Consider the following 23,138-nt stretch of genomic DNA (forward strand, 5'->3'; position numbering starts at 1 on the left):
AGTATTTCCAATGAAAAGTATTTTACTCATCTCAGCAGCGTTATTTAGTTCAATGACATTTGCAGCGCCGAGTCGTTGTGAAATGGGACGAATCAGTGAAACCAATATGCGCTTGGCGAATTACTATAATAGTCAAGCGGCAAGTTCATTTAGTGTCGATTGTTCCGGTAAATACCGCATACGCTTTAATAGCCGTAATTTGCAGGATACTTCGGGCAGTAGTTTTGTGACGAATGGCCCGATTAAGCTCAAAACACGGATGACTGTTTCAGGTGCGATGGAAAATCTGTGGAATGTTTCTACAGAGCAAGGCGCTGGCAAAAATAACTATGTGATTGCTGTGCGTTTGGTGGAGCGAGTGAATGCAACGACACCTGCAGGAATCTACCGCGATACAGTCTTTGTAAATATGGTGTTTTGAGTTGCTTAGCGACAAAATTTATTTCAAGCCCAAGGTAGCTATATGCGGAGTGCTGATTTCGTTCATACCGCTAGATTGAAGCTTGAGGAAAGAAATTTAGGTGAATCTTGGGCTTTAATCTAAGTAGCTTAATTTTCTGCTATGCGTATAAAGTCAGAAATGAAGGAAATTTGATTTCAGCATATGCTTCCCCGAAAACTACTTTGGGTGTGGCGATTATTTTTGCACTACGCTTGACTAAAAGTGTAAGACGAATTGAAAAATTTAATGGCACTTTGGCCACACTGGTCACACAAGCAAATGAGAGTAAATACACATTTTACACAATCATTATCAGTTGGAAATGGAAAATACTTGCTTGCAAGAGCGTATTCAAATAGCACATGACCTACATGATGGCTCAGCTCGATCATTACGATTAATGGCATAGACTGAGCAGAGCGCCAAAGATCTGACCAATCCACAATTTTTATCGATGTTGAAAATTTTAAGAGATGATTTACGACAGATCATTGATAGCGGTTCTAGTTTGGGCACCAAACTGCCTGAAACCCCTTTGTTATGGATGGCATCCTTTGGGCACTGTTTTAATCAGTTATTTGATGAGCTCGATATACACGCTAAATGGTCAGTTCCTGCGAAATGGGAAGTGGATGTTACCCCATTGGAATGTCTAAGCTTACAGCGTGTAGCTGAAGAAGCATCTACCAATATTGTGAAGCATAGTCATGCGACCGTGGTGCAGATTCGGATTTATTATGAAAACTCGGCATTGATAATGGAAGTAGAAGACAATGGTGTGGGGTTTGATGTGGATCTGGTCAATCAAGCCGGTTTGAGTGTGGGGCTTCGTAGTATGAGTGGGCGTTTAGAGCGGATGAACGCAGATATGCAAATCACTTCTCGTGCGGGTCAGACGATTTTAAAAGTGATTAAAAATTACGGATAAATCATGATTTTGTAGAAGAAATTAGTCAATTTTTTTCAACAAACTGTCATCAAATAATCATCAAAATGCAAAAAACTGCTGCTTAAACTGTGGATAAACATTTATAAGAAGCATGTAAGATCATGACAGAATCGGCTAACGATTTGGGGCGTATGCAGGATGAACCTGCGCGATTTCAGTTCCAGTTTAAGCATATGCAATCACGAATGGATGTGCAAACGGTCTCAACCTTAATCCGTCCAGGTCTAAAAATCGCCATTGTGACAGATACGTGGGCGCCAGAAATTAATGGTGTTGCACATTCTTTATTGCAGTTGTGTAAAGGCTTGCAGCAACAAGGCAACTCAATATTTTTAATACGTCCTGAACAGTCCGAAAGTTGTCAGGATTTCAAACCTGATCAAGAGTGTTTGGTTCGAGCGCAGTCGATTCCTAAATATTCAGGTTTACAATTTGGCTGGCCGCAACTAATTAAGCTGAGTAAAGCTTTAAAAAAAGCCCAAGTCGACATTGTGCATATAGTCACTGAAGGGCCTTTGGGTTTTGCCATGCTTCAATTGGCGCATTCTTTACACATCCCTGTGTCTAGTGGTTTTCACTCGGCCTTTCATGACTTTAGTCGTTTCTTTGATTTAGCGTTTTTAATGAAGCCTGTACAGCATTATTTACGATGGTTTCATAACAATACTCAACTCACCTGTGTCCCGAGCCAAGATACTGCAGATGCCTTGCATCGATTAGGTTTTAGTTGTCCATTGGTGGTGGTGGGACGAGGTGTGGACCATAGTCGATTTTCTCCCTCACATTATCGAGCAGAACTGAGACAACAGTGGCAAGCAGATGAACATACCCGCGTGATGCTCTATGTCGGTCGGCTATCTCCTGAAAAAGAGGTGGATGTTTTAATTTCAGCCTATCGTTCGATGTTGGCCATGGGTGCACGAACGAAATTGGTCATTGTAGGTGATGGGCCAGATTGTGAACGATTAATGCAATTGGCAAAATCCCTAGATGTTATTTTTATGGGAAGTTTAAGTGGTCAGGCTTTATCGGAAGCCTACGCCAGTGCGGATGTTTTTGTTTTCGCAAGTCAGGTTGAGACCTTTGGTAATGTGGTTTTGGAGGCAATGGCCAGCGGATTGCCGGTGATTGCATATAATGCCGCATGTGCCCAACTGTACGTGAGAAATCAGCAAACGGGATGGTTGTGTCATTTATCTCGAACCGATGAATTTATTCGTCTTATGCAACAATTGCCGCAACGCGCTAAATTAAAAACAATGGGCATCGAGGCGGCAAAAGACGCTGCTAAAATCGGATGGCAATATCCTGTACAGCAATTTGAGCAAGCGCTATATCGCGTGGTGGATCAAGCCATGATGAGCCAATGGAGCTAGCGCTATTGGTTATATACTGGTTGAGCATCCTCATAACCAATATTCATTGAACTGTCATCAAAGCATCATTGCACTGTCAAAAAGAGAACCTAAGCTGAGTCAAACACAGAACTAAACTTGTAAAAATAACAACACAAATCTAGCTCAACCCCAACACAGTCAGGCTTTGACTGTAGATAGGAGATTAGCGATGAATTTTAAAAATGCAAAAACAAGAATGCTGCACCTCGATTTAAAAGGCTGTATTTATCTCAATCATTTTTCACATCAACAAGTTGTGGCTGATATATTTAAAATGGTGAGTCGACTTGGTGATGGTGTGTTTTGGTATGTCATGTTGGCGACGGTCTGGATCGTGCAGGGCATGTCTTACAGTTTGCAAATCGTTTATGTATTACTAGGTGGTTCAGTCGGCACCTCGATCTATAAACTCCTCAAAAAGAAAACTGTGCGCCCAAGACCGTACCAAGTGCATCAAGTGATTCGCTTAGGTGAACGCCCTCTAGATCATTTTAGTTTTCCATCGGGGCATACTCTACATGCGGTTATGGCAACAACAGTGCTGGGCTATATTCAACCCATGTTGTTGGTCTTAATGTTGCCCTTTAGCTTATTGGTGGCATTATCTCGCATGATCTTAGGTTTGCATTACCCGAGTGATGTTGCTGTCGGTGCTGCTATAGGTGCTGCAGTGGGTGCGGCGATTATTCTCTGTGCACCTCTTTTGGGTTTGGTTTTATAGTTTGATGTGGACACCACAATTGCAAAATCTGGTAATAAAAAAATTAAAAGGGTTTATCACGTCGAATTGCTGAAATTTGTTAAAGTAAGCCATCATTCTATAGACGATGTTAGGAAGACCCATGGGTTTACGCTGGACAGATACCATTGATATCGCAATTGAGCTGTATGAAGCTCACCCTGATGTTGATCCGCAATGGATTCGCTTTACTGACCTACATGCATGGGTATGTGCATTGCCAAATTTCACTGATGACCCTGAAAAGTCGACTGAAGGTCTGCTTGAGGGAATTCAGATGGCCTGGATTGATGAGGCGAGTTAATCCCTACATCGAAAAAAGCAATTTTTTTGTATAGCAAAAGCAGAAAATAGCGCATTATTCGGTATAATGCGGCAAATTTTTCACGTCAAATTGACTTAAGGAGCCTCTCATGGCTATTGAACGTACTTTATCTATCGTTAAACCAGACGCAGTTGCTAAAAACCACATCGGCGACATCTTTGCTCGTTTCGAAAAAGCTGGTCTTCAAATCGTTGCAACTAAAATGAAACACTTGACTCAAGCTGAAGCTGAAGGCTTCTACGCTGAGCACAAAGAACGTGGTTTCTTTGGTGACCTAGTTGCATTCATGACTTCTGGTCCAGTTGTAGTTTCAGTTCTTGAAGGCGAAAACGCAGTTCTTGCTCACCGTGAAATTCTTGGCGCAACTAACCCTAAAGAAGCTGCTCCTGGTACTATCCGTGCAGACTTCGCTGTAAGCATCGACGAAAACGCTGCTCACGGTTCTGACTCTGTAGCATCTGCTGATCGTGAAGTTAACTACTTCTTCGCTCAAACTGAGATCGCTCCACGTACTCGTTAATTCGAAGTATTCAAACCAGATAAGTGGTATACTGCTTGTCTGGTTTTTTTATTCTCTGAATAATTCTTTGCTCAATAACTGAGCTTCTCCTTTGATCTTTAGACATGGTTTAGGTAATTACACATGAGTACTGAAGTAGTCGCTACATCAGCTGTTTCTGATGCACAGCAACAATCTCCATCCGCTCCGACGCAGCAAAATACTGTTGAGAAAGTGAATTTACTGGGCATGTCACGTCCGCAAATGGAAAAATTCTTCGAAGAAATGGGGGAGAAAAAGTTCCGTGCTGGGCAGGTGATGAAATGGATTCATCAGTTCTTCGTGACTGATTTTGCTGAAATGACCAATATTTCAGGCAAATTGCGTGAAAAACTAGAAAAGATTTGTGAAATTAAAGCGCCTGAAGTGGTGCATAAAAATTATTCAAAAGACGGTACTCGTAAATGGGTATTCCGTGTGGGTGATGGTGCAGGTTCATTGGTTGAAACTGTACTCATTCCAGCAGAAGATAAAACCGGCGCACGTAAGACCTTGTGTATTTCGTCACAAGTAGGCTGTGCACTGGACTGTTCATTTTGTTCAACTGGTAAACAAGGTTTCCAACGTGACTTGAGCCAAGCTGAAATTATTGGACAGCTGTGGATGGCGAACTTCTCTTATATGGAAGATGTGCCAGTTGCTGATCGTGAACGTTCAGTGACCAACGTGGTGATGATGGGTATGGGTGAGCCACTGTTGAACTATGACGCCGTATTGAATTCAATGCGTATCATGCTGGATGACTTTGCGTATGGTATGTCGAAGCGTCGTGTGACTTTATCAACCTCAGGTGTAGTGCCTAAAATTGACCAATTGGCACAAGACATTGATGTAGCCTTGGCAATTTCACTCCATGCGCCAAATGATGAACTACGTAACGAACTTGTTCCGATCAATAAAAAATATCCGTTGGAACAGTTGATTGCAGCGTGTCAGCGTTATATCGCAAAAGATGGTAATGAAAGTTCGCGTAAACACGTGACTATCGAATACGTGATGTTAGATGGTGTAAATGACCATCCTGAACATGCACAGCAAATGTTAAAGCTATTGAAAAACTTACCAAGCAAAATTAATTTAATTCCGTTTAACCCGTTCCCGCATGCGCCATACGGTCGTTCAAGCCGTAACCGTATTATTTCTTTCCAAAAAACTTTGTCTGATGCCGGTTTTGTGTGTACGATTCGTCAGACACGTGGTGATGATATCGATGCTGCGTGTGGACAACTCGTGGGGCAAGTTGCTGACCGTACTCGTCGTGCGGAGCAATGGAAAAAGAAAGTTGCGCAGCAAAATGAGATACTGCGCTCACAAGGATAATAAAGAGGCAGCCAATTGAAAAAGTTAACGTATAAGTTCACTTTCGTTTCAGCTTTATGTGCATCGGTTTTGGCATTAACAGCATGTCAAACGCCTGAGATTGGGAAAAAAGACCCAGAGAAAGCCGTAAAAATCAGAACGCAATTGGCTGTTGAACATCTGAAAGCAGGGGATTTGGACTCTGCTAAGCGCGCATTAGATCAGGCTTTAGAGGTGGATTCTCGCGATTCCCAAGCCAATATGATGATGGGCGTCTTACTGCAACGAGAAGGCAGTCCAGCCAACTTAGAAAAAGCAGATAGTTATTTTAAGCGTGCAATTTCAGCAGACTCAAAAAATTCTCAAGCACGTAACAACTACGGTACGTATTTATACCAAGTTGAGCGCTATAATGATGCGATTGAACAGTTCAGCATCGCAGGTTCAACTTTAGGTTATGATCAACGTTTCAAAGCATTGGAAAATTTAGGTCGAATTTACCTGAAAGTGGGTGATGTGGCGAATGCTGAAAAATCATTCAAACAAGCTTTGCAGGCTAATCGTGATTCCTATGTTTCAATGTTAGAGTTGTCTGAAATCTTTTATTTGAATCAGCAGTTCCCTGCTGCTACACAAATGTATGAACAATTTGTACGTGCAGTAGGACAAAAAAATCAGGGTGCGCGTGCACTCTGGATTGGCATTCGAACAGCGCGTGCCAATGGCGACAATTTGGGTATGCAAGTACTGGTCAACCAGTTACGTGCTTTGTTCCCAGAAAGTCCTGAATACCAACGCTATTTGCAATTACAGTACAGTACTGAGGCCGTATGGAAGTAAATCCTAATTCACCGCAATCGAATGGTTCGAGCGTAGCTCCAAATGCATTAGGAAATGTACAACGCCCAGGTGAGTATTTACGTCAAGTACGTATTACGCAAAAACTGGAACTTGAAGCTGTCGCATCAGAACTCAATATTCCATTAAAAACACTGACTGCACTTGAGCAAGATGATTATAAGTCATTGCCTGAAGCGACCTTTATTAAAGGTTACTACCGCACTTATGCCAAATATTTAAAAGTTGATGCAACCAATATCATTCAACGTTTTGATGATATTTATGCCAACGATACGGGATTGTTGCCAAATCACGCGTTAAACAATTCACCGATTAAAATTATGGGTAAATTACCCGGTTCTAACCGTGACCGTAATCGTAAATGGATCAAACGTGGTCTGATTGCATTGGCGGTGTTGGTGGTCATTGGTGCGATCGTGGCAGCGATTCAGGGCATGACCTCGGGCAGCGATAATGAAGACGCTGTGACCAGTGAAGTCGCTTCAGAAGTTCAAGTCCTCGACATGAATGGCGGGAATGCAACAGTCAGCGGTGATCAATTGACATTGACCTTCAGTAGCCCAACTTCAGTACATATTGTTGATTCGACGGGTAAGGTGTTGGCGACTGGTCGTCAAGCATCGACGCTCAACTTAAACGGTGAAACACCATTCCAAATTCGTTTGGATGATGCAACAGCAGTGTCATTAAGCTTAAATAATGAAAATATTTCATTGTCACCATATACCGTAAACGGCAAAGCAGATTTCCGTTTATCACGTTAAGGGACAACAGAGCAGACTGAACAATGATTGAAAATCCAATTAAGCGCCGTCCAACGCGTAAAATTAAAGTAGGTTCGGTGTATGTCGGTGGTGATGCGCCGATCAGCATCCAAAGTATGACCAATACTGAAACCTGTGATGTCGAAGCGACCGTGGCACAGATTCAGCGCTGCGTTGATGTAGGCGCAGACATCATGCGTGTGTCTGTACCGAGTATGGAAGCTGCTGAAGCTTTTGGTGAAATTCGTAAACGTGTGCAAGTGCCACTGGTTGCCGATATTCACTTTGATTATAAAATTGCTTTACGTGTTGCAGACCTTGGTGCAGATTGTTTGCGTATTAACCCGGGTAATATTGGTTCTGAAGCCAAAATCCGTGAAGTGGTAGCTGCTGCACAACATAATGACATCTCTATGCGTATTGGTGTCAATGCCGGTTCACTGGAAAAAGATATTCAAAAGAAATATGGTGAGCCTACAGGTCAGGCTTTGCTTGAATCTGCAATGCGCCATATTGATATTTTAGACCGTTTAAATTTCCATGAATTTAAAGTGTCAGTTAAAGCATCGAATGTCTTTCTGACGATGGATGCTTACCGATTACTTTCTGCACAAATTGATAACCCATTACACTTAGGTGTGACTGAAGCAGGTGTCTACCGCACGGGTTCAGTCAAATCTGCTATCGCTTTAGGCGGTTTGTTGATGGAAGGCATTGGTGACACCATGCGTATTTCATTGGCAGCAGAGCCTGAAGAAGAAATCAAAATTGGCTTTGATATTTTAAAATCATTGGGCTTACGTTCAAACGGCATTAACTTTATTGCATGCCCAAGTTGTTCACGCCAAGAATTTAATGTCATCAAAGTCATGCAAACATTGGAAGAGCGTTTAGAAGATATTCGTACCCCAATGGATGTATCGGTGATTGGTTGTAAAGTAAATGGTCCGGGTGAAGCCAAAGAAGCCGATATTGGTGTAGTAGGTGCAAGTCCGCGTTCACTGGTGTATCGTAATGGCGAAAAGAGCCATTTAATTGACACAAATCAGTTGGTTGACGAAATCGAAGCGATGGTTCGTCAACGTGTTAGCGATCTTGAAGACGCTAAAGCTAAAGAGATTATTCGCACAAGTTTTTCTGAGTAGATCATGAGTTCAATCGTCGCAATCAAAGGTTTTAATGACATTCTCCCTACGCAAAGTCCTGCATGGAGACGTCTAGAACAGCATCTATCTAGCCTGATGGATGCTTATGGTTATCAGCAAATTCGCTTGCCGATTGTGGAGCAGACTCATCTGTTCAAACGTTCTATTGGTGATGCAACGGATATCGTTGAAAAAGAAATGTACACATTCTTAGATAAAGGTAATCCGCCTGAGTCTTTGACTTTGCGTCCAGAAGGAACAGCAGGGTGTGTGCGTGCAATGCTTGAACATAACTTACTTCGTGGTGCTACACCGCGTTTATGGTATGTTGGCCCAATGTTTCGCTATGAAAAACCACAAAAAGGTCGCTACCGTCAGTTCCATCAATTTGGCGTAGAAACCTTTGGTGTTGCAACACCAGATCAAGATGCAGAATTGATTTTAATGACTGCGCGTTTGTGGAAACGCATGGGCGTTGCAGATAAAGTTCAATTAGAACTCAATACCTTAGGTGAGTCTGATGAACGTGCTGCCTATCGTGCAGCATTGGTTGAATTCCTAGAGTCACATAAAAATGACTTAGATGAAGATTCACAGCGTCGTCTAACTACGAATCCACTGCGTATTTTGGATTCTAAAGATGCAAAAACACAAAGCATTTTGGAAAATGCGCCAAAACTTCACGACTTTATGGGTGAAGAAACGTTGGCTCACTTTGCCCAATTGCAGCAGTATTTGACTGATGCTGGTATTGGTTTTGTGATCAATCAAAAATTGGTTCGTGGTCTCGACTACTACAATAAAACGGTCTTTGAATGGACAACTACACACTTAGGTTCTCAAGGAACGGTATGTGCTGGTGGTCGTTATGACGGTTTAGTCGGTCAGCTTAAAGGTAAAGCAGACCAGTCTGTGCCTGCTGTTGGTTTTGCAATGGGTATGGAGCGTTTGCTTCTTCTACTTGAACAAGTGGAAGACAATACCCCAGTGCGTGACTGTGAGCTATTCTTGGTTTCAGATCCTGCAACTCAAGGTAAGGCATTGGTACTTGCTGAACAAATTCGTGATCAACTTGAAGCAGCGGGTAGCAACATTCGCTTAAAAGTTGGTTCACAAGGTTCAATGAAATCGCAAATGAAAAAAGCAGACCAATCGGGTGCTTTATTTGCTGTGATTTACGGTGAACGTGAGCAAGCAGCAGGGCAAGTGCTGGTAAAAGAGCTAGCGATTGCAGAACAACACGAAGTGAATGTGGCAGACTTTGTTGCCTTCATTATCGAAAAAATTTCTTCAAAATAATCCCTATAACATAAGGAAAAAGGTAATTTCATGAGCGCATTGAGTGAAGAAGAACAACTTGATAATTTAAAATCGTTTGCTAAAAAATATGGCTCTGCCATTGTTAGCGGCATTTTAATTGCGTTGATTGCCTTTTTCGGATGGGAATACTGGCAGAAGAAAACTTTGGCTGAATCACAAATGCAAACAGCCAAAGTCCAGCAGTTAATGGATGATGCTCAGTCGGCGACGGGTGACGCTTTTACACAACTTTCTGCGACTGCAGATAAAATTGTAAAAGAAGCGCCAGATTCGCCACAAGCCATCCAAACTCAGTTGCTTATGGCAAAATTGGCATATGATAAAGCGGATTATGCCAACGCTGAAAAAGCTTTGAAAAAAGTTGAAAATTCAAAAGTTGATGATGCAGGCTTAGTTCAATTGGTGAAATTACGTTTGGCGTATGCACAATTGGCACAAAAGAAATTTGATGAAGCATTAAAAACTTTAGAAGCGGTTAAAGAACCTGCTTTTCAAGCAACTGCAGATGAAGCCCGTGGCGATGTCTATGTTGCAAAAAATGATATCGAAAATGCAAAGAAAGTTTATCAAAGTGCATGGGATGCTTTGGTTGAGCGACAAGAAGAACGTCAAATTTTACAAATTAAACTCGAAAGTGTAGGCGTTTTAGTTGATGATCCTGAAATTGAACGTCCGATTATAGATACACAAGTGGAAGCAACTGAATGAATAGAAAATACAAAATTACCTGTGCGCTGACAGTTTTAACACTTGCTTTGGCTGGTTGTGCAAATAAAGGAAAAGTAGAAAAAGTAAAACCAAATCCTTTACCAAAATTGGAACAGGCAAAAACTTTAGCACCTGTATTTTCAAACAGTGTGGCTTCAACTGAAGAAGCAGATCCACTGCGTTTACGTATGGATGCAGATAACGGCGTTGTTTTTAGCGTAAATCCTAACGGTGAAGTTCAAGCCTACAAAGGCAAAGAGCGTTTATGGCAGAAGAAAATCTCTAAACAAGGTTTGACTGCAGGTGTAGAAGCTGCTGACGGAATTGTGGTTGTTGGTAATGCAAAAGGTCAATTATTTGCATTGGATCAGGCAACAGGTGAACAAAAGTGGACGGCGCAATTAACCGGCGCGTTACTTTCACCGTCGTTGATTCAAGCAGGTCGCGTTATTTCAGTTACCAATGATGGTACGGTATACGCAAACGATGTGGCAACGGGCCAACAAACTTGGACCTATAACTTGCCAAATGTGCAGTTTAGTTTACGTGGTATGGCAGCACCGGTATCACTCGATGCGCGTCATGTTCTCATCGCTTCTTCAAATGCCTATATCTATGTGATTGATGCATTGAGCGGTATTCCGAAAATGCAGCGTCGTGTTGCAGTGTCAGACGGTCGTTCAGATGTACAACGTCTCATTGATATTGACGGTGAACCGACTGTAGCAGGTCAATTTTTAATTACCACCAGTTACCAAGGCCAAGTGACAGCACTTGATCTTGCATCACAACAAGTGATCTGGAGTAATAATGCGAGCAGTATTCAGCGTCCTGAAGTTGCAGGCAATGGTGTCTTTGTGACACAAACTGATGGTAAAATTGTGGCTTACGAAATTACTACTGGTCAAACATTGTGGGAAAATGACCAATTGCTTAATCGTAATTTGAGTAACCCAGTGATGTTAGGTCAAGACCTTGTGGTTGGTGATCTGGATGGTGTACTTCACTTAATCAACCCAGCGACAGGTGAGTTGGTTGGTCGTTCTAAAACCAGTGGTGAAGTACGTTCACTACGTGTAATTGACAATCAATTATATGTGTCGACACGTAAGGGTGCATTAAGCATTTGGCAGAACCGTTAATTTTTCTGCGGCTTATGTTAAAATAAGCCAAACCGTATTTTTAACGCGGGGGATTGAACCATCAATGCCCCGTGTTTTTATTTATTTTAGGCATTTATCCTATTTCCATTCTTCCTAAGCTTTCTGATGTTCAGACCAGACCAAACTGGCTGATCTGGAATAAAGGTTAATCTATGAAACCCGTAATTGCGCTCATTGGTCGTCCGAACGTCGGAAAATCAACGTTGTTTAACCAGATAACCAAGAGCCGTGATGCTCTCGTTGCTGACTTTGCCGGTCTGACTCGTGACCGTAAATATGGTGACGCGACTTATCAAAATAAATCTTTCATCGTCGTTGATACTGGGGGTATTGGCGAAACTGAAGGTGGTATCGACTCGTACATGGCAGAACAGTCAAAAACTGCCATTAATGAAGCAGATATTATTGTCTTCGTGGTCGATGCGCGCGCAGGTTTATTAGCATCTGATGAGCAAATTGCTCGTGACCTACGTACGCTAGGTAAAAAAGTTTATCTTGTTGCTAACAAAGTCGATGGTGTACATGCCGAAGCAGCTTTAGTTGAATTCTTCAAATTGGGTATGGGCGAACCACTTCAAGTGGCTGCCAGCCATGGTCGTGGTGTTCAGCAAATGCTTGAAGAAGTGTTAGCTGAAGTGCCTGAAGATGAAAGTGAAGAACAACACGATAAAGACACAGGCTTACGTTTAGCGATTATTGGTCGTCCAAACGTGGGTAAATCGACTTTAGTGAACCGTTTGTTGGGTGAAGACCGTGTGGTTGCATTTGACCAGCCGGGTACTACACGTGACTCAATTTATATTCCATTTGAACGTGACGGTCGTAAATACACATTAATCGATACTGCGGGTGTACGTCGTAAAGGTAAAGTGGACGAAATGATCGAGAAATTCTCGATTGTGAAAACTTTACAAGCGATGAAAGATGCGCATGTTGTGGTTATTGTTGTCGATGCACGTGAAGGGATCGTTGAGCAAGACTTGCATTTGATCGGTTATGCGCTTGAAGCAGGCCGTGCGATGGTGATTGCCATCAACAAATGGGACAACATGTCTGACTATGACCGTAAACAGTGTAAATTAGATGTTGAACGTCGTTTTGACTTTATTCCATGGGCAAAAATTCACTTAATTTCTGCACTTCACGGTACAGGTGTTGGTGATCTTTATCCATCGATCCACCGTGCTTATGATTCTTCGCATTTGAAAGTATCACCTGCGAAAATCACTCAGATCTTGAATGATGCAACTGATGCGCACCAACCACCAATGGTTCAAGGTCGTCGTATCAAAATGCGTTATGCGCATATTGGCGGACAAAATCCACCGACGATTGTGATTCATGGTAACAAGGTCGATAAAACGCCAAATGACTATCGTCGTTACCTAGAAAACGTGTTCCGTAAAGTTTATAAACTTGAAGGTACGCCAGTCAAAATTGAATTTAAAACCTCTGATAACCCATTTGAAGGTCGTAAGTCGCAAATCGATGAGCGTACGGCTGCACGTAAACGTCGTTATGTTCAGAAGTTCAAAAAAGCGGAAAAGAAATTCAAACGCTAAGTTTGGATAAGAAAAAAAAGCCTGCAGATATGCAGGCTTTTTTATTTCACTTTATCTATCTAAAAAGATGTAGAAATTAGTTTTTACACTTTTTAGCTTGGCGGTAAATATCAATATTATCCAGATTAGCTTGAGCAATTTCCATGGCTTGCTGTGCGCTGCTGCTATCCTGTTGTGTATTTTTATTGCCAGAAAAAGCTGTCGCAAATTGTCCCATACGGGCCGCTGTTTCAGATTGACCTGAAAATGCGGATAGCGCGTTACCAGCAAGCCCCGCCCATTTTGAAACTTGATTATTTTGCTGTGCAGACGCTTGGCTTAATGCCAGTTGCGATGCTTCCAATGTACGTTCGAAAGTTTTACGTTCAACGCTCAGATCAGTGCAATCTAAGGTTTTTAAATAACTGGTGCTATAAACACTATTGTTGGTTGGGTTAGTTTGATTGAAATTTGAGGCATAGCCACGGTCTGCTTGAGCCACGGCGTTAGCAGCTTCTTGACGGCTTTGATTCATACGCGCTTCAGCTTGGTCCATAATCGCGCCATTTTTGGCACCCATTACTGCAACAGCTGCATCCAATAAGCCTGCTTGAGCGAAACATGGTAGGACACAAAGTGAACTGATTAACGTGATTTTTCTTAGCATCTGATTTACCCCGAGTTTTAAATTAAAGTTATAAGAATCTAGAGTATTTTATCTAATTAAAGATGTATTTAAAATATTTATTATACTTAAGTATTTGAATATATTTATAATATTAAGTATCTCTTAAGTGGGTTAAAATATTTTTAAACTGAGTTTTAAAATCTCTATAAGTCAAAGGACCGATGCGCTCATCTGTATTGTGGTGTATTTTGTGTCGGAGAGTCGCATAAAATATAGCGTCATGGACGTAGTGTAAAAGATATTGGATCAATAACTTATGGCGAAAATTCAGCTTGAATATAGTGCAATTACTGACTTCTTTGTGGAGCCGCATGGCTTGAGTCGTCAAGAGGTAATTGCCGTGCGTAAACAATCCATTTACCAATATCGCAATCAATTACTTGCGCAGCGGCTTAATAGATCAGTTGAAAATTCAGATTTTTCAAAGTCTGCGTTTGGTAAGCCTTTTATTCCTGATTTGCCACATTTTCATTTTAATCATAGTCATAGCCAGCAGCATTATGTTTTGGCCAGCAGTGAAAAAATCGCCAATATTGGTGTGGATATTGAGGATTTAAATCGAAAAGTTCGTTTTGATGCGATGGCTCAACATAGCTTTCATCCCGAAGAATTACTCAATTGGGAGAACTTTGAGCATGATCCTGATTTTTGGTTTAAAGTTTGGACCACCAAAGAGGCGGTACTTAAAGCATCAGGTTTAGGGATTCGAGTGAACCTGAATGAACTGAATACCCAGTGTCATCCTGAGCAGAATGGTGGGATGTGTAGTCATCCCGCAATTGGCACTTTTGCTTATCAGAATATTCAACTACCGCATGTGATGTTGACGGTGGCATGGCAAAGTGAACAATCTTGCCGAGGCTTTCATTTGCCTAATATTGAGTTGAATGTCTTATAAATCGGTATGACATATAAATCACCATGAAAAAAGCCCTGTTCTGGCTGAACAGGGCTTTTTTTAAATCAATCTAAACTGGCTTTAGATTAGATTTTGCATTTTTTAGAACCTTGGTAGATACCAATGTTGTCGATGTTTGCTTGAGCAGCAGATTTGTTCGCTTGTTGAAGTTCAAGATTACCTGCTTCTGAAGTATCTTGCTCACCAGCCAAGCTGTTTGCAATGTTGCCTGCACGAGCAGCTTTTTCAGAGTTACCACCGAAAGCAGCAAGAGCGCCACCCGCTAAACCAGCAAATTTGCTCAATGATTTGCCTGGCGCTTGAGCAGATGCTTGGATGTTTGCAATGTTTTTTTCAGCAGCTTCTAAAGAGCGCTTAGCATTCGCTTTTTCAACAGCAAGAGTTGCACAATCCATCGCTTTTAATTCTGAAGATGCGAATTGAGTTGTAGCAAAAGCAGAAATTGAAATAGAAGTAACAGTTGCAAGAACAAGTAATTTTTTCATGAAATAATTCACTTTTATTGTTAGAAAATAAACGCCCGAAAGTAATGGGCGGGTGAATATTATTCAAAAAAAGGAATTTTGTCCTGTTAAAATGTGACAATTGTGTAACTTTGTGTAATTTGCGTACAAATATGATTGCAAAATTAAATGATTAGTAACACGTTGCTATTTGGGTTTTTGTGCAATCCAAATATTACTTAAGCGGTTGACAAATTGCGGGCTAAACTTCGATAAATTAAATAAAAATTTAGCTTTCATCCCCACAGGTGTATGTGTGGCCATTAAGACCGAATCCCGTTTTTGTACCAAGGCATAAATTTGCTGAGCGACATCGCTCGGTTGAAGATTGACGCCCATTTTCTTAATGCTTTGTGTATCCATGTCTTGCACCATCGCGGTTTGAACAAATAAAGGCATTACATCTAAAACGCGAATATTGTATTTTTGCCATTCAATATCCAAGCTTTCAGTGAGCCCACGTACAGCAAATTTAGATGTGGCATAGCTGGCTAAATCTGCTTGTCCATAAATAGCTGAAGCCGACGAGAGGTTAATCACACGAGCAAAATGACTTTGTTTTAAATAGGGAAATGCCGCATAGCAACCGTTTATCACCCCTTTGACATTGATATCAATCGTTCGGTGGTGTGCAGACAGTTCCGTATGTTCAAAGCTGCCTGAATACAGAATTCCGGCATTATTGACTAAGATATTCAGCTGACCTGCCCAAGCAACAAATTCAGCTAAAGCGCTTTGCCATTGCTCTGGTTGTGTTACATCTAAATGTCCAGCTTTGGCATGGCTACCGAGTTCAGCCGCTAATGAGATAACTTGAGATTGGTTAATGTCGTAGAGCCCAACTTTATAGCCTTGTTGTATGAACAGTCGTGCAATTGCTGCGCCAATCCCTTGTCCTGCACCGCTAATAAAAATACTTTGCATGTTATGCTTCCCTGAATTGAGTTGCTCATTCCTTGAGTGAATTTTGAGCATATCAAATTCTGTAATCGAAACAATGTACTGATGAGTAAATAGCTGGAGTTCACATGGAACAATTATTAGCAGTGATGAAAGAATTACGTGAAAAATGTCCATGGGATCAAAAGCAAACCCCAGAAAGTCTGACTCGTTATGCCATTGAAGAGGCCTATGAAGTTGAAGCGGCAGTTCGTTCAGGTCAGAGTGATGATGTACGAGATGAACTGGGGGATTTATTACTACAAGTGGTTTTTCAGTCGCAGATGTATAGCGAACAAGGCGCATTTGATTTTCAAGATGTGGTGCAAGCCATTACAGATAAATTAATTCGCCGTCATCCCCATGTGTTTCAGGCAGAGCAATTCTCAGCACTCAATGCGGATGATGTGGCAACACTATGGAAACAGATTAAACAACAAGAAAAAGCGGGGAAATCAGCATCTAGATTAGATGAGGTTAAACATGCACCTGCATTAAGCCAAGCAGATGAAATCCAAAAAAATGTGGCGAAAATAGGCTTTGATTTTCCAGATATTGAAGGGGCCTATGGCAAGCTTGAGGAAGAGTTGGGGGAATTAAAAGAGGCCTTGGCAGGCAAAAAATCCGACGAAATATTTGATGAATTTGGTGATTGCTTATTTTCTCTGGTGAATGTTGGACGTAAGATTGGCATCTCAAGTGAGATGGCACTTTTAAGTACCATTCATAAATTTAGAAGCCGCTTTGCTTATATTGAAGCACAGGCCACATTACAACAAAAACATGTAGAAGACCTGTCTCTGACTGAAATGGATCAGTTATGGGAACAGGCAAAACAACAATTAAAACAACAGGCTAAATATGTATCATATCCTAAAGAATAAATACTTTACGCAACTACTCGTCTTGGTTTTGAGTTTAATGGCAGATTTAACTTTTGCGCAAAGCCCTTCGGGCTATGCGGAATGGAAAGCCATGCAGCAAGCTCAAGATCAGCAATTAAAAAAGCAATCTGAGGCCTCTAAGTCCAAAGCGACAACTGCACCCAGCAATGCAAACTATTATTTGTCACGACCCAGCACTCAGCAAAATAGCCGATCAGATCAGGTACGCTTAAATACAGCCTCAGTCGATGAACTGCAGACATTGCATGGAATTGGTCAGAAAAAAGCGGAAGCAATTGTGCAATATCGCAAAAGTAATGGCTTATTTAAAAGCATTGATGATATTCAACAGGTTAAGGGAATCGGTCCTGCGCTGTTTGCTAAAAATAAAGCAAAATTGGCACTTTAAGTGAAGTGTAAAAAAAAGAATTAGGTTAAGCTCAGCTTGAGCATCGAGATAATCAAATTGCCCTTTGATTGTGTTAGAGATATCATTAGCGACATCTTAAGAATTTTACGTTCAGACGTAGGAGACAGCGTCTTTTGCAAACTTTGCGCGCGTCCAAATGTGGTTTATCAACCACACAATTACCTTCTTCCATTTTAGATGTGATTGATGCCTTAACTAAGGCAGGCTATGAAGCTTATATCGTGGGTGGCAGTGTCCGCGACCTAATGTTGGGTCATGCACCTAAAGATTTTGATGCCGTAACTAATGCGACACCAGCTCAGGTGAAAGAAGTCTTCGGGCGACGTTGCCGAATTATTGGTCGTCGTTTTGAGCTGGCGCATGTCTACTCAGGACGTGAACTGATCGAAGTTGCGACCTTCCGTGCGCCGCCTAAAAAAGCCGTGACTTCTGCTGCGGGCATGATTTTACGTGATAATAATTGGGGTACGATTGAGCAAGACTTTGCACGTCGTGACTTCTCGATCAATGCAATGTATTACCAACCACGCAAAGGTGAAGTGCTAGATTTTTGTCATGCAGTAGATGACATAAAACATAAAATGTTGCGTTTATTGGGTGATCCACAATTACGTTTTGAAGAAGATCCTGTGCGGATGCTTCGGACTTTACGTTTTGCAGCCAAATTAAACTTTAATATTGATGAAAAAATTCTGGATGTCTTTACCCCAGAACTTACTCAATTGCTGCGTGATGTGTCTCCACATCGTTTATACGATGAGTCACAAAAGCTCTTTACTATGGGGCATCTCAATCGCGTCTTACCGATGCTGATCGATTTTGGTATTTGGTATCAGTTATTTGCAGATATCAAACCAGTCGTAACGCCATTTATTGAGTTGGCTGCAAAAAATACCGATCAACGTATTTCGATTGGGAAAACCATTAACCCTGCATTTTTCTATGCCGTGTTATTGTGGATTCCGTTCCAAGAGCGTTGTACGTTCTATCTAAATAAAGGTGTTGTTCCTGCTGAAGCGCGTGCTCAAGCAGGCTTGGATGTATTGAAACGTCAGGCTACACGAACCATTATTCCACGCTTTGCCGAAACATTTATTCGTGAAGTTTGGGAAATGCAAACCCGTTTACTAAGTCCAAAACCACAGCAAATTGAAGCACTTTCAGGTCATGCACGTTTCCGTGCAGGCTTTGACTTTCTGCTGCTGCGTGAAAAATCGGGCGATACAAGCACGCAAGGCATGGGGCAGTGGTGGGATGCTTATCAGCAGATGAGCACTGACGAAAAAGAACGAGCAATTAGCCAATACAATCGTCAACGTGCCAAGAGTCGTCGTAAAGCGGCGCATGAAGATGTGGAAGCCAAAACTTCTACTCATCAGCAAGTTGAAATTGAACCGCTGGTGAATGAACCAGAAAGCAGAAGTCGCCGTCAACGTAAGCCTAAATCACATGCTAATAGTCTAGAGACAGTGTCAATCGTTGCAGCGTCAGCCAGTGGTGAAATTGGTGCAGATCATCCGATTTTAAAACGTAAACGTGTGAAACGAGATTTGACTCAGGTTATTTTTGGGCCAACACAATGACGCTGACATATATTGGTTTAGGCAGTAATTTAGGTGATTCTCTACAGATCCTCAGTGAAGCGGTGCATAAACTTGCGACACTCGGTACAGTGAAAGTCTCACAACTGTACCAAAGTCCGCCAATGGGTCCACAAGATCAGCCGAATTATTTAAATGCAGCGGTTGCATTAGAAACGGATCTAGCACCTTTGGCCTTGTTGGATGAATTGCAACGCTTTGAACAAGAGTCGGGGCGTGTACGCCTACGTCATTGGGGGGAGCGTACACTGGATTTAGATTTACTGATTTATGGTGAACAGCACATTCAAAATGAACGTTTAACGGTGCCTCATGTTGGTGTTTTAGAACGTGATTTTGTGTTGAAACCTTTGTTGGATTTAGATGAGAATCTACAGATTAAAGGACAACCATTAAAAGATTTACCTATTTTGAATAATCCAAATTTAACTGTATTGGATGCAGGAAACTGGGCCCATCTTTAATTTTTGTATGACCACTTGAGAAAGCCGTCATCTGAGGAATATTGAAATGATTAGTCTAAGTGACTTGAAAAAATTTAAAGCGGAAGGCCGCAAATTCTCCTGCCTGACTTGCTATGATGCGAGCATGGCAAAAGCAATGGAAGTTGCTGAAGTCGATAGTATTCTGATTGGTGATTCATTGGGGATGACCATTCAAGGGAATGACTCAACTTTACCTGTCACTGTTGAAGATATGGTATATCACACTGCTGCAGTGCGTCGTGGCAATAAACATGCGTTTATTTTGACTGATTTGCCATTTATGACCTATGCCACTTTGAATGACGCTTTAGTGAATTCAAAGATCGTGATGCAAGCAGGCGCACAGATGGTCAAATTGGAAGGTGGCGCATGGTTGTCAGAAACAGTTGAAGTATTGACCCGTAATGGTATTCCAGTGTGTGTGCATTTAGGGTTAACTCCGCAATCGGTTCATGTGTTTGGCGGTTATAAAGTGCAAGCACGTACACGCGAAACCGCGGATCAACTCATTGCAGATTGTAAAGCTGTGGTTGATGCAGGTGCAGCAATTTTACTTTTGGAATGTGTTCCTGCCCAAGTGGGTAAAGAAATTAGTGAATTATTCCCAAATACACCTGTGATTGGGATCGGTGCCGGTGCAGAAACGGATGCTCAAGTCTTGGTTCAACAAGATATGTTGGGACTGACGTTTAGTCACGTGGCGAAATTTGTTCGCAACTTTATGAAAGAGCAAGCAGGGGAAACAGCAATTGTGGATGCGTTTAAGGCGTATCATGCTGCCGTACTTGATGGTAGTTTCCCTGCCAAAGAACATACATTCCAAATTGAGCTGTAAGACATGAAAACTGAAACAACGATTCAAGGTTTAAGTGCATCGCTAAATCCAGCACGTGCTGCGCGCAAAATCATTGGTTTTGTACCAACGATGGGGAACTTGCATGAAGGTCACCTCAATTTAGTTCGTGAAGCACGTAAACTGTGTGATGTCGTGGTGGTGAGTATTTTCGTTAACCCAATTCAGTTTGGTCCAAATGAAGACTTTGACAACTATCCACGTACTTTGGAACAAGATCAGCACTTATTGGCTGAAGTGGGTTGTGACATCGTGTTTGCACCGACTGTTGAACAAATGTATGGCAACAAACCGCGCTTAACCAATATTAGCGTGGGCGGCATTACCAATGATTTGTGTGGCGAACAGCGTCCGGGTCATTTTGACGGTGTTGCTGTTGTTGTGACAAAACTCTTTAATATTGTTCAACCGAATTTTGCATTCTTTGGGCAAAAAGATTACCAGCAACTTGCAGTGATTCGTCAGTTTGTACGTGACTTAAATATTCCACTAGAAGTGATTGGTGTGCCGATTACTCGTGCTGAAGATGGTTTGGCATTGAGTTCACGCAATGGTTATTTAAGTGCGGAAAATCGTGCGATTGCACCAACGATTTACCAAAGCTTGAAAACGGCTGAGGCAGAATTACATGCTGGAACTCAACTTGCAGATGTGTTAGCGAATATTAAAGCAACATTGACAGCGGCGGGTTTTGTTGTGGACTATGTTGAAGCACGTACACCTGAATTACAGAAAATTGAAGAATTTGATCAAGACGTGGTGTTGTTTATTGCGGCTAAATTAGGCGCAACACGTCTTATTGATAATATGCAGGTTAAATATACTGCAGTTTAAAACGGCTATGGGGTAGCAAGCGATGAAGCGCATTTTAATTGTTACAGGACAATCTGGATCTGGAAAGTCATCTGCATTACAGATACTTGAGGATTTGGGCTATTACTGTATCGATAATTTGCCATTGGCCTTACTCCCCGAAATTGTTGAAAAACTTGATTCAGAAAATAATCTTGAACAATTGGCACTGGGTGTGGATGTCCGCAGTACACGTGCAGATTTACAAGAGTTCGATTTGGTTTTTCAACAGCTACAACGCCATGGCTCAGTCGATATTATTTATTTGACCACGCGTGATCAGGAATTGATTGCGCGATTCAGTTCATCTCGACGTCCCCATCCGTTGGCAAGTCGTTTCAAAAGTTTAAATGAGTGCATACAGGAAGAAAAATCTTTACTGTTGCCGATTCAATTACGCTCGACAGTACATATTGATACTACAGATAAGAGCGTACATGATTTAAAACATACCTTGCTGTCTAAACTTGGACAGGCAGATAATTTAATTTTGATCTTACAGTCTTTTGGCTATAAGCATGGTATTCCACTCGATGCAGATTATGTTTTTGACGTCCGTCATTTGCCCAATCCGCACTGGGATATGGAATTACGTAAGTATTCAGGATTAGATGAGCCAGTTCGTCAATTTTTACAGCAAAGTGAACAAACCAATGAAATGTTCCAAGATATTTATAATTTCTTGGATAAATGGCTGCCAGCATTTGCCGAAGGGCATCGTCATTACATGACGGTGTCGATCGGTTGTACAGGTGGGCAACACCGTTCGGTATATATCGTAGATAGACTAAAAAAAGCACTTGAGGCAAAATGGTCTATTCAGGTTCTACATAGAGAAATGAAGCACTGGTCATGATCGACACAACTGTTGACGTAATTAATAAACTGGGTTTACATGCGCGTGCATCTGGCAAGCTAATCGAAGTCACGACCAAATTTCGCTCGTCGATTCAAATTGGTAAGGGTGGAAAATTAGTAGATGCCAAAAATATTATGTCTTTGCTGATGCTTGGCGCAGGCAAGGGCACAACTTTACGCTTAGTGATTGAAGGTGCAGATGAAGAAAAAGCTTTATCTGAAATTCAAGCACTGTTTGCGGCAAAATTTTACGAGGCAGATTAAACGTGGCACGTCGACCGAACCGCTATACCGAAGAAGACTTTGAATCCTTAGAAGGACGTGCAAGTAAAACTGAGCAAAAGAAAGCTGTACAACGTATGGCTGCTTTGGGCGAGGAACTTGCAAAACTGAATCCTAAACAGATTAAAAATCTTCCTGTTGAAGAGCGTCTGATCGAAGCACTACTAGATGCACAAACAATTACTTCACATGAAGCGCGACGCCGTCAGTTTCAACGTGTAGGTAAATTACTGCGTAATGAAGATGAAACCATGATTTTATCTTACTTAACCCCGCAGCAAGGTGCGAAAAAAACAGCGCAGCTTCAACGCTGGACTGAACGTATGATTGCCCAAGGTGATCCCGTCATTAAAGAGTTCATGAAAGCACATAATGCTGCTGAACATCATCCTATTCGTCAGCATATTTTGCGTATTCAACGTGATATAGCAAAAAATGTAAGCGAAGAAGAACTGACTGCGTCAAAGTTGAAATTGTTTAACTACATTCAACAAGTGGCTTTATTATCTGATAACTAATGCATGATTAGATAGCCAAGTACTTAGATAGCTCAATGATCAGAGAATTCAACATGATCTGATCATTGAAGCAAAACGTGAAGTTATAGACTTCACATCAAAAAAGCGACCTGA

At 41.6% G+C, this 23,138-nt stretch carries 27 protein-coding genes; 24 read left to right on the forward strand and 3 right to left on the reverse strand.

From position 1 onward, the window contains the following. Window positions 1–10 precede the first annotated feature (10 nt). The 14 genes from AC25JC_RS12795 to der all read left to right on the forward strand — a co-directional run bounded on the left by AC25JC_RS12795 (window position 11) and on the right by der (window position 13,233). Entirely contained in the window at window positions 11–421 is a 411-nt protein-coding gene (locus tag AC25JC_RS12795) for a hypothetical protein (protein ID WP_180007213.1), read from the forward strand. A gap of 475 nt (window positions 422–896) precedes the next feature. Beyond that, the gene (locus tag AC25JC_RS12800) at window positions 897–1,370 is read left to right on the forward strand and encodes a sensor histidine kinase (RefSeq protein ID WP_180115848.1); all 474 of its coding nucleotides are present in this window, start codon (window positions 897–899) and stop codon (window positions 1,368–1,370) included. Between the two features lie 119 nt (window positions 1,371–1,489). After that, window positions 1,490–2,767, forward strand: a complete 1,278-nt coding sequence (locus tag AC25JC_RS12805; protein WP_373685862.1) for a glycosyltransferase family 4 protein — start codon at window positions 1,490–1,492, stop codon at window positions 2,765–2,767. Between the two features lie 190 nt (window positions 2,768–2,957). Continuing rightward, on the forward strand, window positions 2,958–3,509 hold the full coding sequence (locus AC25JC_RS12810; protein ID WP_233944550.1) for a phosphatase PAP2 family protein: 552 nt from the start codon (window positions 2,958–2,960) through the stop codon (window positions 3,507–3,509). A gap of 121 nt (window positions 3,510–3,630) precedes the next feature. Then, a complete protein-coding gene (gene iscX, locus AC25JC_RS12815) occupies window positions 3,631–3,831 on the forward strand; it encodes a Fe-S cluster assembly protein IscX (protein WP_078189615.1) in 201 nt (66 codons plus the stop codon). A 109-nt stretch (window positions 3,832–3,940) separates the two neighbouring features. Further along, window positions 3,941–4,372, forward strand: coding sequence for a nucleoside-diphosphate kinase (ndk, locus tag AC25JC_RS12820; RefSeq protein WP_078189614.1), 432 nt, complete (start codon window positions 3,941–3,943; stop codon window positions 4,370–4,372). 123 nt (window positions 4,373–4,495) lie between these two features. Beyond that, on the forward strand, window positions 4,496–5,731 hold the full coding sequence (rlmN, locus tag AC25JC_RS12825; RefSeq protein ID WP_078189613.1) for a dual-specificity RNA methyltransferase RlmN: 1,236 nt from the start codon (window positions 4,496–4,498) through the stop codon (window positions 5,729–5,731). Window positions 5,732–5,746: 15 nt separating this feature from the next. Beyond that, window positions 5,747–6,550, forward strand: a complete 804-nt coding sequence (gene pilW / locus AC25JC_RS12830; RefSeq protein ID WP_078189612.1) for a type IV pilus biogenesis/stability protein PilW — start codon at window positions 5,747–5,749, stop codon at window positions 6,548–6,550. Continuing rightward, complete coding sequence (locus tag AC25JC_RS12835) at window positions 6,541–7,335, forward strand: helix-turn-helix domain-containing protein (RefSeq protein WP_180124989.1); 795 nt, start codon at window positions 6,541–6,543, stop codon at window positions 7,333–7,335. The genes pilW and AC25JC_RS12835 overlap by 10 nt, the downstream gene beginning before the upstream one ends. 23 nt (window positions 7,336–7,358) lie before the next feature. Continuing rightward, the gene (gene ispG / locus AC25JC_RS12840) at window positions 7,359–8,480 is read left to right on the forward strand and encodes a flavodoxin-dependent (E)-4-hydroxy-3-methylbut-2-enyl-diphosphate synthase (RefSeq protein WP_180011668.1); all 1,122 of its coding nucleotides are present in this window, start codon (window positions 7,359–7,361) and stop codon (window positions 8,478–8,480) included. A gap of 3 nt (window positions 8,481–8,483) precedes the next feature. Continuing rightward, on the forward strand, window positions 8,484–9,779 hold the full coding sequence (gene hisS, locus AC25JC_RS12845; RefSeq protein ID WP_486924181.1) for a histidine--tRNA ligase: 1,296 nt from the start codon (window positions 8,484–8,486) through the stop codon (window positions 9,777–9,779). Window positions 9,780–9,809: 30 nt separating this feature from the next. Next, window positions 9,810–10,508 (forward strand): YfgM family protein, encoded by a 699-nt coding sequence (locus AC25JC_RS12850; RefSeq protein ID WP_078189608.1) that lies wholly within the window; start codon window positions 9,810–9,812, stop codon window positions 10,506–10,508. After that, window positions 10,505–11,650, forward strand: a complete 1,146-nt coding sequence (gene bamB / locus AC25JC_RS12855) for an outer membrane protein assembly factor BamB (RefSeq protein ID WP_486924182.1) — start codon at window positions 10,505–10,507, stop codon at window positions 11,648–11,650. Before AC25JC_RS12850 ends, bamB begins: the two co-directional genes overlap by 4 nt. Before the next feature lie 173 nt (window positions 11,651–11,823). Next, entirely contained in the window at window positions 11,824–13,233 is a 1,410-nt protein-coding gene (der, locus tag AC25JC_RS12860; RefSeq protein ID WP_078192658.1) for a ribosome biogenesis GTPase Der, read from the forward strand. 76 nt (window positions 13,234–13,309) lie between these two features. Here der and AC25JC_RS12865 read toward each other — a convergent pair whose 3' ends face one another. Beyond that, window positions 13,310–13,879 carry a hypothetical protein gene (locus tag AC25JC_RS12865; protein WP_486924183.1) on the reverse strand — a complete coding sequence of 190 codons (570 nt, stop codon included), beginning with the start codon at window positions 13,877–13,879 and terminating at the stop codon, window positions 13,310–13,312. Between the two features lie 277 nt (window positions 13,880–14,156). Here AC25JC_RS12865 and AC25JC_RS12870 point away from each other — a divergent pair, with 277 nt between their 5' ends. Then, window positions 14,157–14,798: a 4'-phosphopantetheinyl transferase family protein gene (locus AC25JC_RS12870; protein ID WP_486924184.1), complete on the forward strand. Its 642-nt coding sequence runs from the start codon at window positions 14,157–14,159 to the stop codon at window positions 14,796–14,798. Window positions 14,799–14,884: 86 nt separating this feature from the next. On the opposite strand, the gene AC25JC_RS12875 is transcribed toward AC25JC_RS12870, so the two are convergent. After that, window positions 14,885–15,304 carry a hypothetical protein gene (locus AC25JC_RS12875; protein WP_180144188.1) on the reverse strand — a complete coding sequence of 140 codons (420 nt, stop codon included), beginning with the start codon at window positions 15,302–15,304 and terminating at the stop codon, window positions 14,885–14,887. A gap of 165 nt (window positions 15,305–15,469) precedes the next feature. Next, on the reverse strand, window positions 15,470–16,246 hold the full coding sequence (locus AC25JC_RS12880) for an SDR family oxidoreductase (protein WP_486924185.1): 777 nt from the start codon (window positions 16,244–16,246) through the stop codon (window positions 15,470–15,472). Between the two features lie 104 nt (window positions 16,247–16,350). Here AC25JC_RS12880 and mazG point away from each other — a divergent pair, with 104 nt between their 5' ends. The 9 genes from mazG to yjgA all read left to right on the forward strand — a co-directional run bounded on the left by mazG (window position 16,351) and on the right by yjgA (window position 23,024). Then, window positions 16,351–17,145 carry a nucleoside triphosphate pyrophosphohydrolase gene (gene mazG / locus AC25JC_RS12885; RefSeq protein ID WP_486924186.1) on the forward strand — a complete coding sequence of 265 codons (795 nt, stop codon included), beginning with the start codon at window positions 16,351–16,353 and terminating at the stop codon, window positions 17,143–17,145. After that, the gene (locus AC25JC_RS12890) at window positions 17,123–17,554 is read left to right on the forward strand and encodes a ComEA family DNA-binding protein (RefSeq protein ID WP_180115839.1); all 432 of its coding nucleotides are present in this window, start codon (window positions 17,123–17,125) and stop codon (window positions 17,552–17,554) included. The genes mazG and AC25JC_RS12890 overlap by 23 nt, the downstream gene beginning before the upstream one ends. 134 nt (window positions 17,555–17,688) lie before the next feature. Continuing rightward, window positions 17,689–19,158, forward strand: coding sequence for a polynucleotide adenylyltransferase PcnB (gene pcnB, locus AC25JC_RS12895; protein WP_486924187.1), 1,470 nt, complete (start codon window positions 17,689–17,691; stop codon window positions 19,156–19,158). Further along, complete coding sequence (gene folK / locus AC25JC_RS12900) at window positions 19,155–19,640, forward strand: 2-amino-4-hydroxy-6-hydroxymethyldihydropteridine diphosphokinase (protein WP_180005386.1); 486 nt, start codon at window positions 19,155–19,157, stop codon at window positions 19,638–19,640. The genes pcnB and folK overlap by 4 nt, the downstream gene beginning before the upstream one ends. Window positions 19,641–19,686: 46 nt before the next feature. Continuing rightward, the gene (gene panB / locus AC25JC_RS12905) at window positions 19,687–20,496 is read left to right on the forward strand and encodes a 3-methyl-2-oxobutanoate hydroxymethyltransferase (RefSeq protein WP_180005387.1); all 810 of its coding nucleotides are present in this window, start codon (window positions 19,687–19,689) and stop codon (window positions 20,494–20,496) included. A gap of 3 nt (window positions 20,497–20,499) precedes the next feature. Next, window positions 20,500–21,348: a pantoate--beta-alanine ligase gene (gene panC / locus AC25JC_RS12910; RefSeq protein WP_078192648.1), complete on the forward strand. Its 849-nt coding sequence runs from the start codon at window positions 20,500–20,502 to the stop codon at window positions 21,346–21,348. 22 nt (window positions 21,349–21,370) lie between these two features. After that, complete coding sequence (gene rapZ, locus AC25JC_RS12915; RefSeq protein ID WP_078189595.1) at window positions 21,371–22,222, forward strand: RNase adapter RapZ; 852 nt, start codon at window positions 21,371–21,373, stop codon at window positions 22,220–22,222. Next, window positions 22,219–22,488: an HPr family phosphocarrier protein gene (locus tag AC25JC_RS12920; RefSeq protein WP_067763492.1), complete on the forward strand. Its 270-nt coding sequence runs from the start codon at window positions 22,219–22,221 to the stop codon at window positions 22,486–22,488. Before rapZ ends, AC25JC_RS12920 begins: the two co-directional genes overlap by 4 nt. A gap of 2 nt (window positions 22,489–22,490) precedes the next feature. Continuing rightward, on the forward strand, window positions 22,491–23,024 hold the full coding sequence (yjgA, locus tag AC25JC_RS12925; RefSeq protein WP_078189593.1) for a ribosome biogenesis factor YjgA: 534 nt from the start codon (window positions 22,491–22,493) through the stop codon (window positions 23,022–23,024). Window positions 23,025–23,138: the final 114 nt, after the last annotated feature.

The organism is Acinetobacter sp. P37, assembly GCF_057480965.1.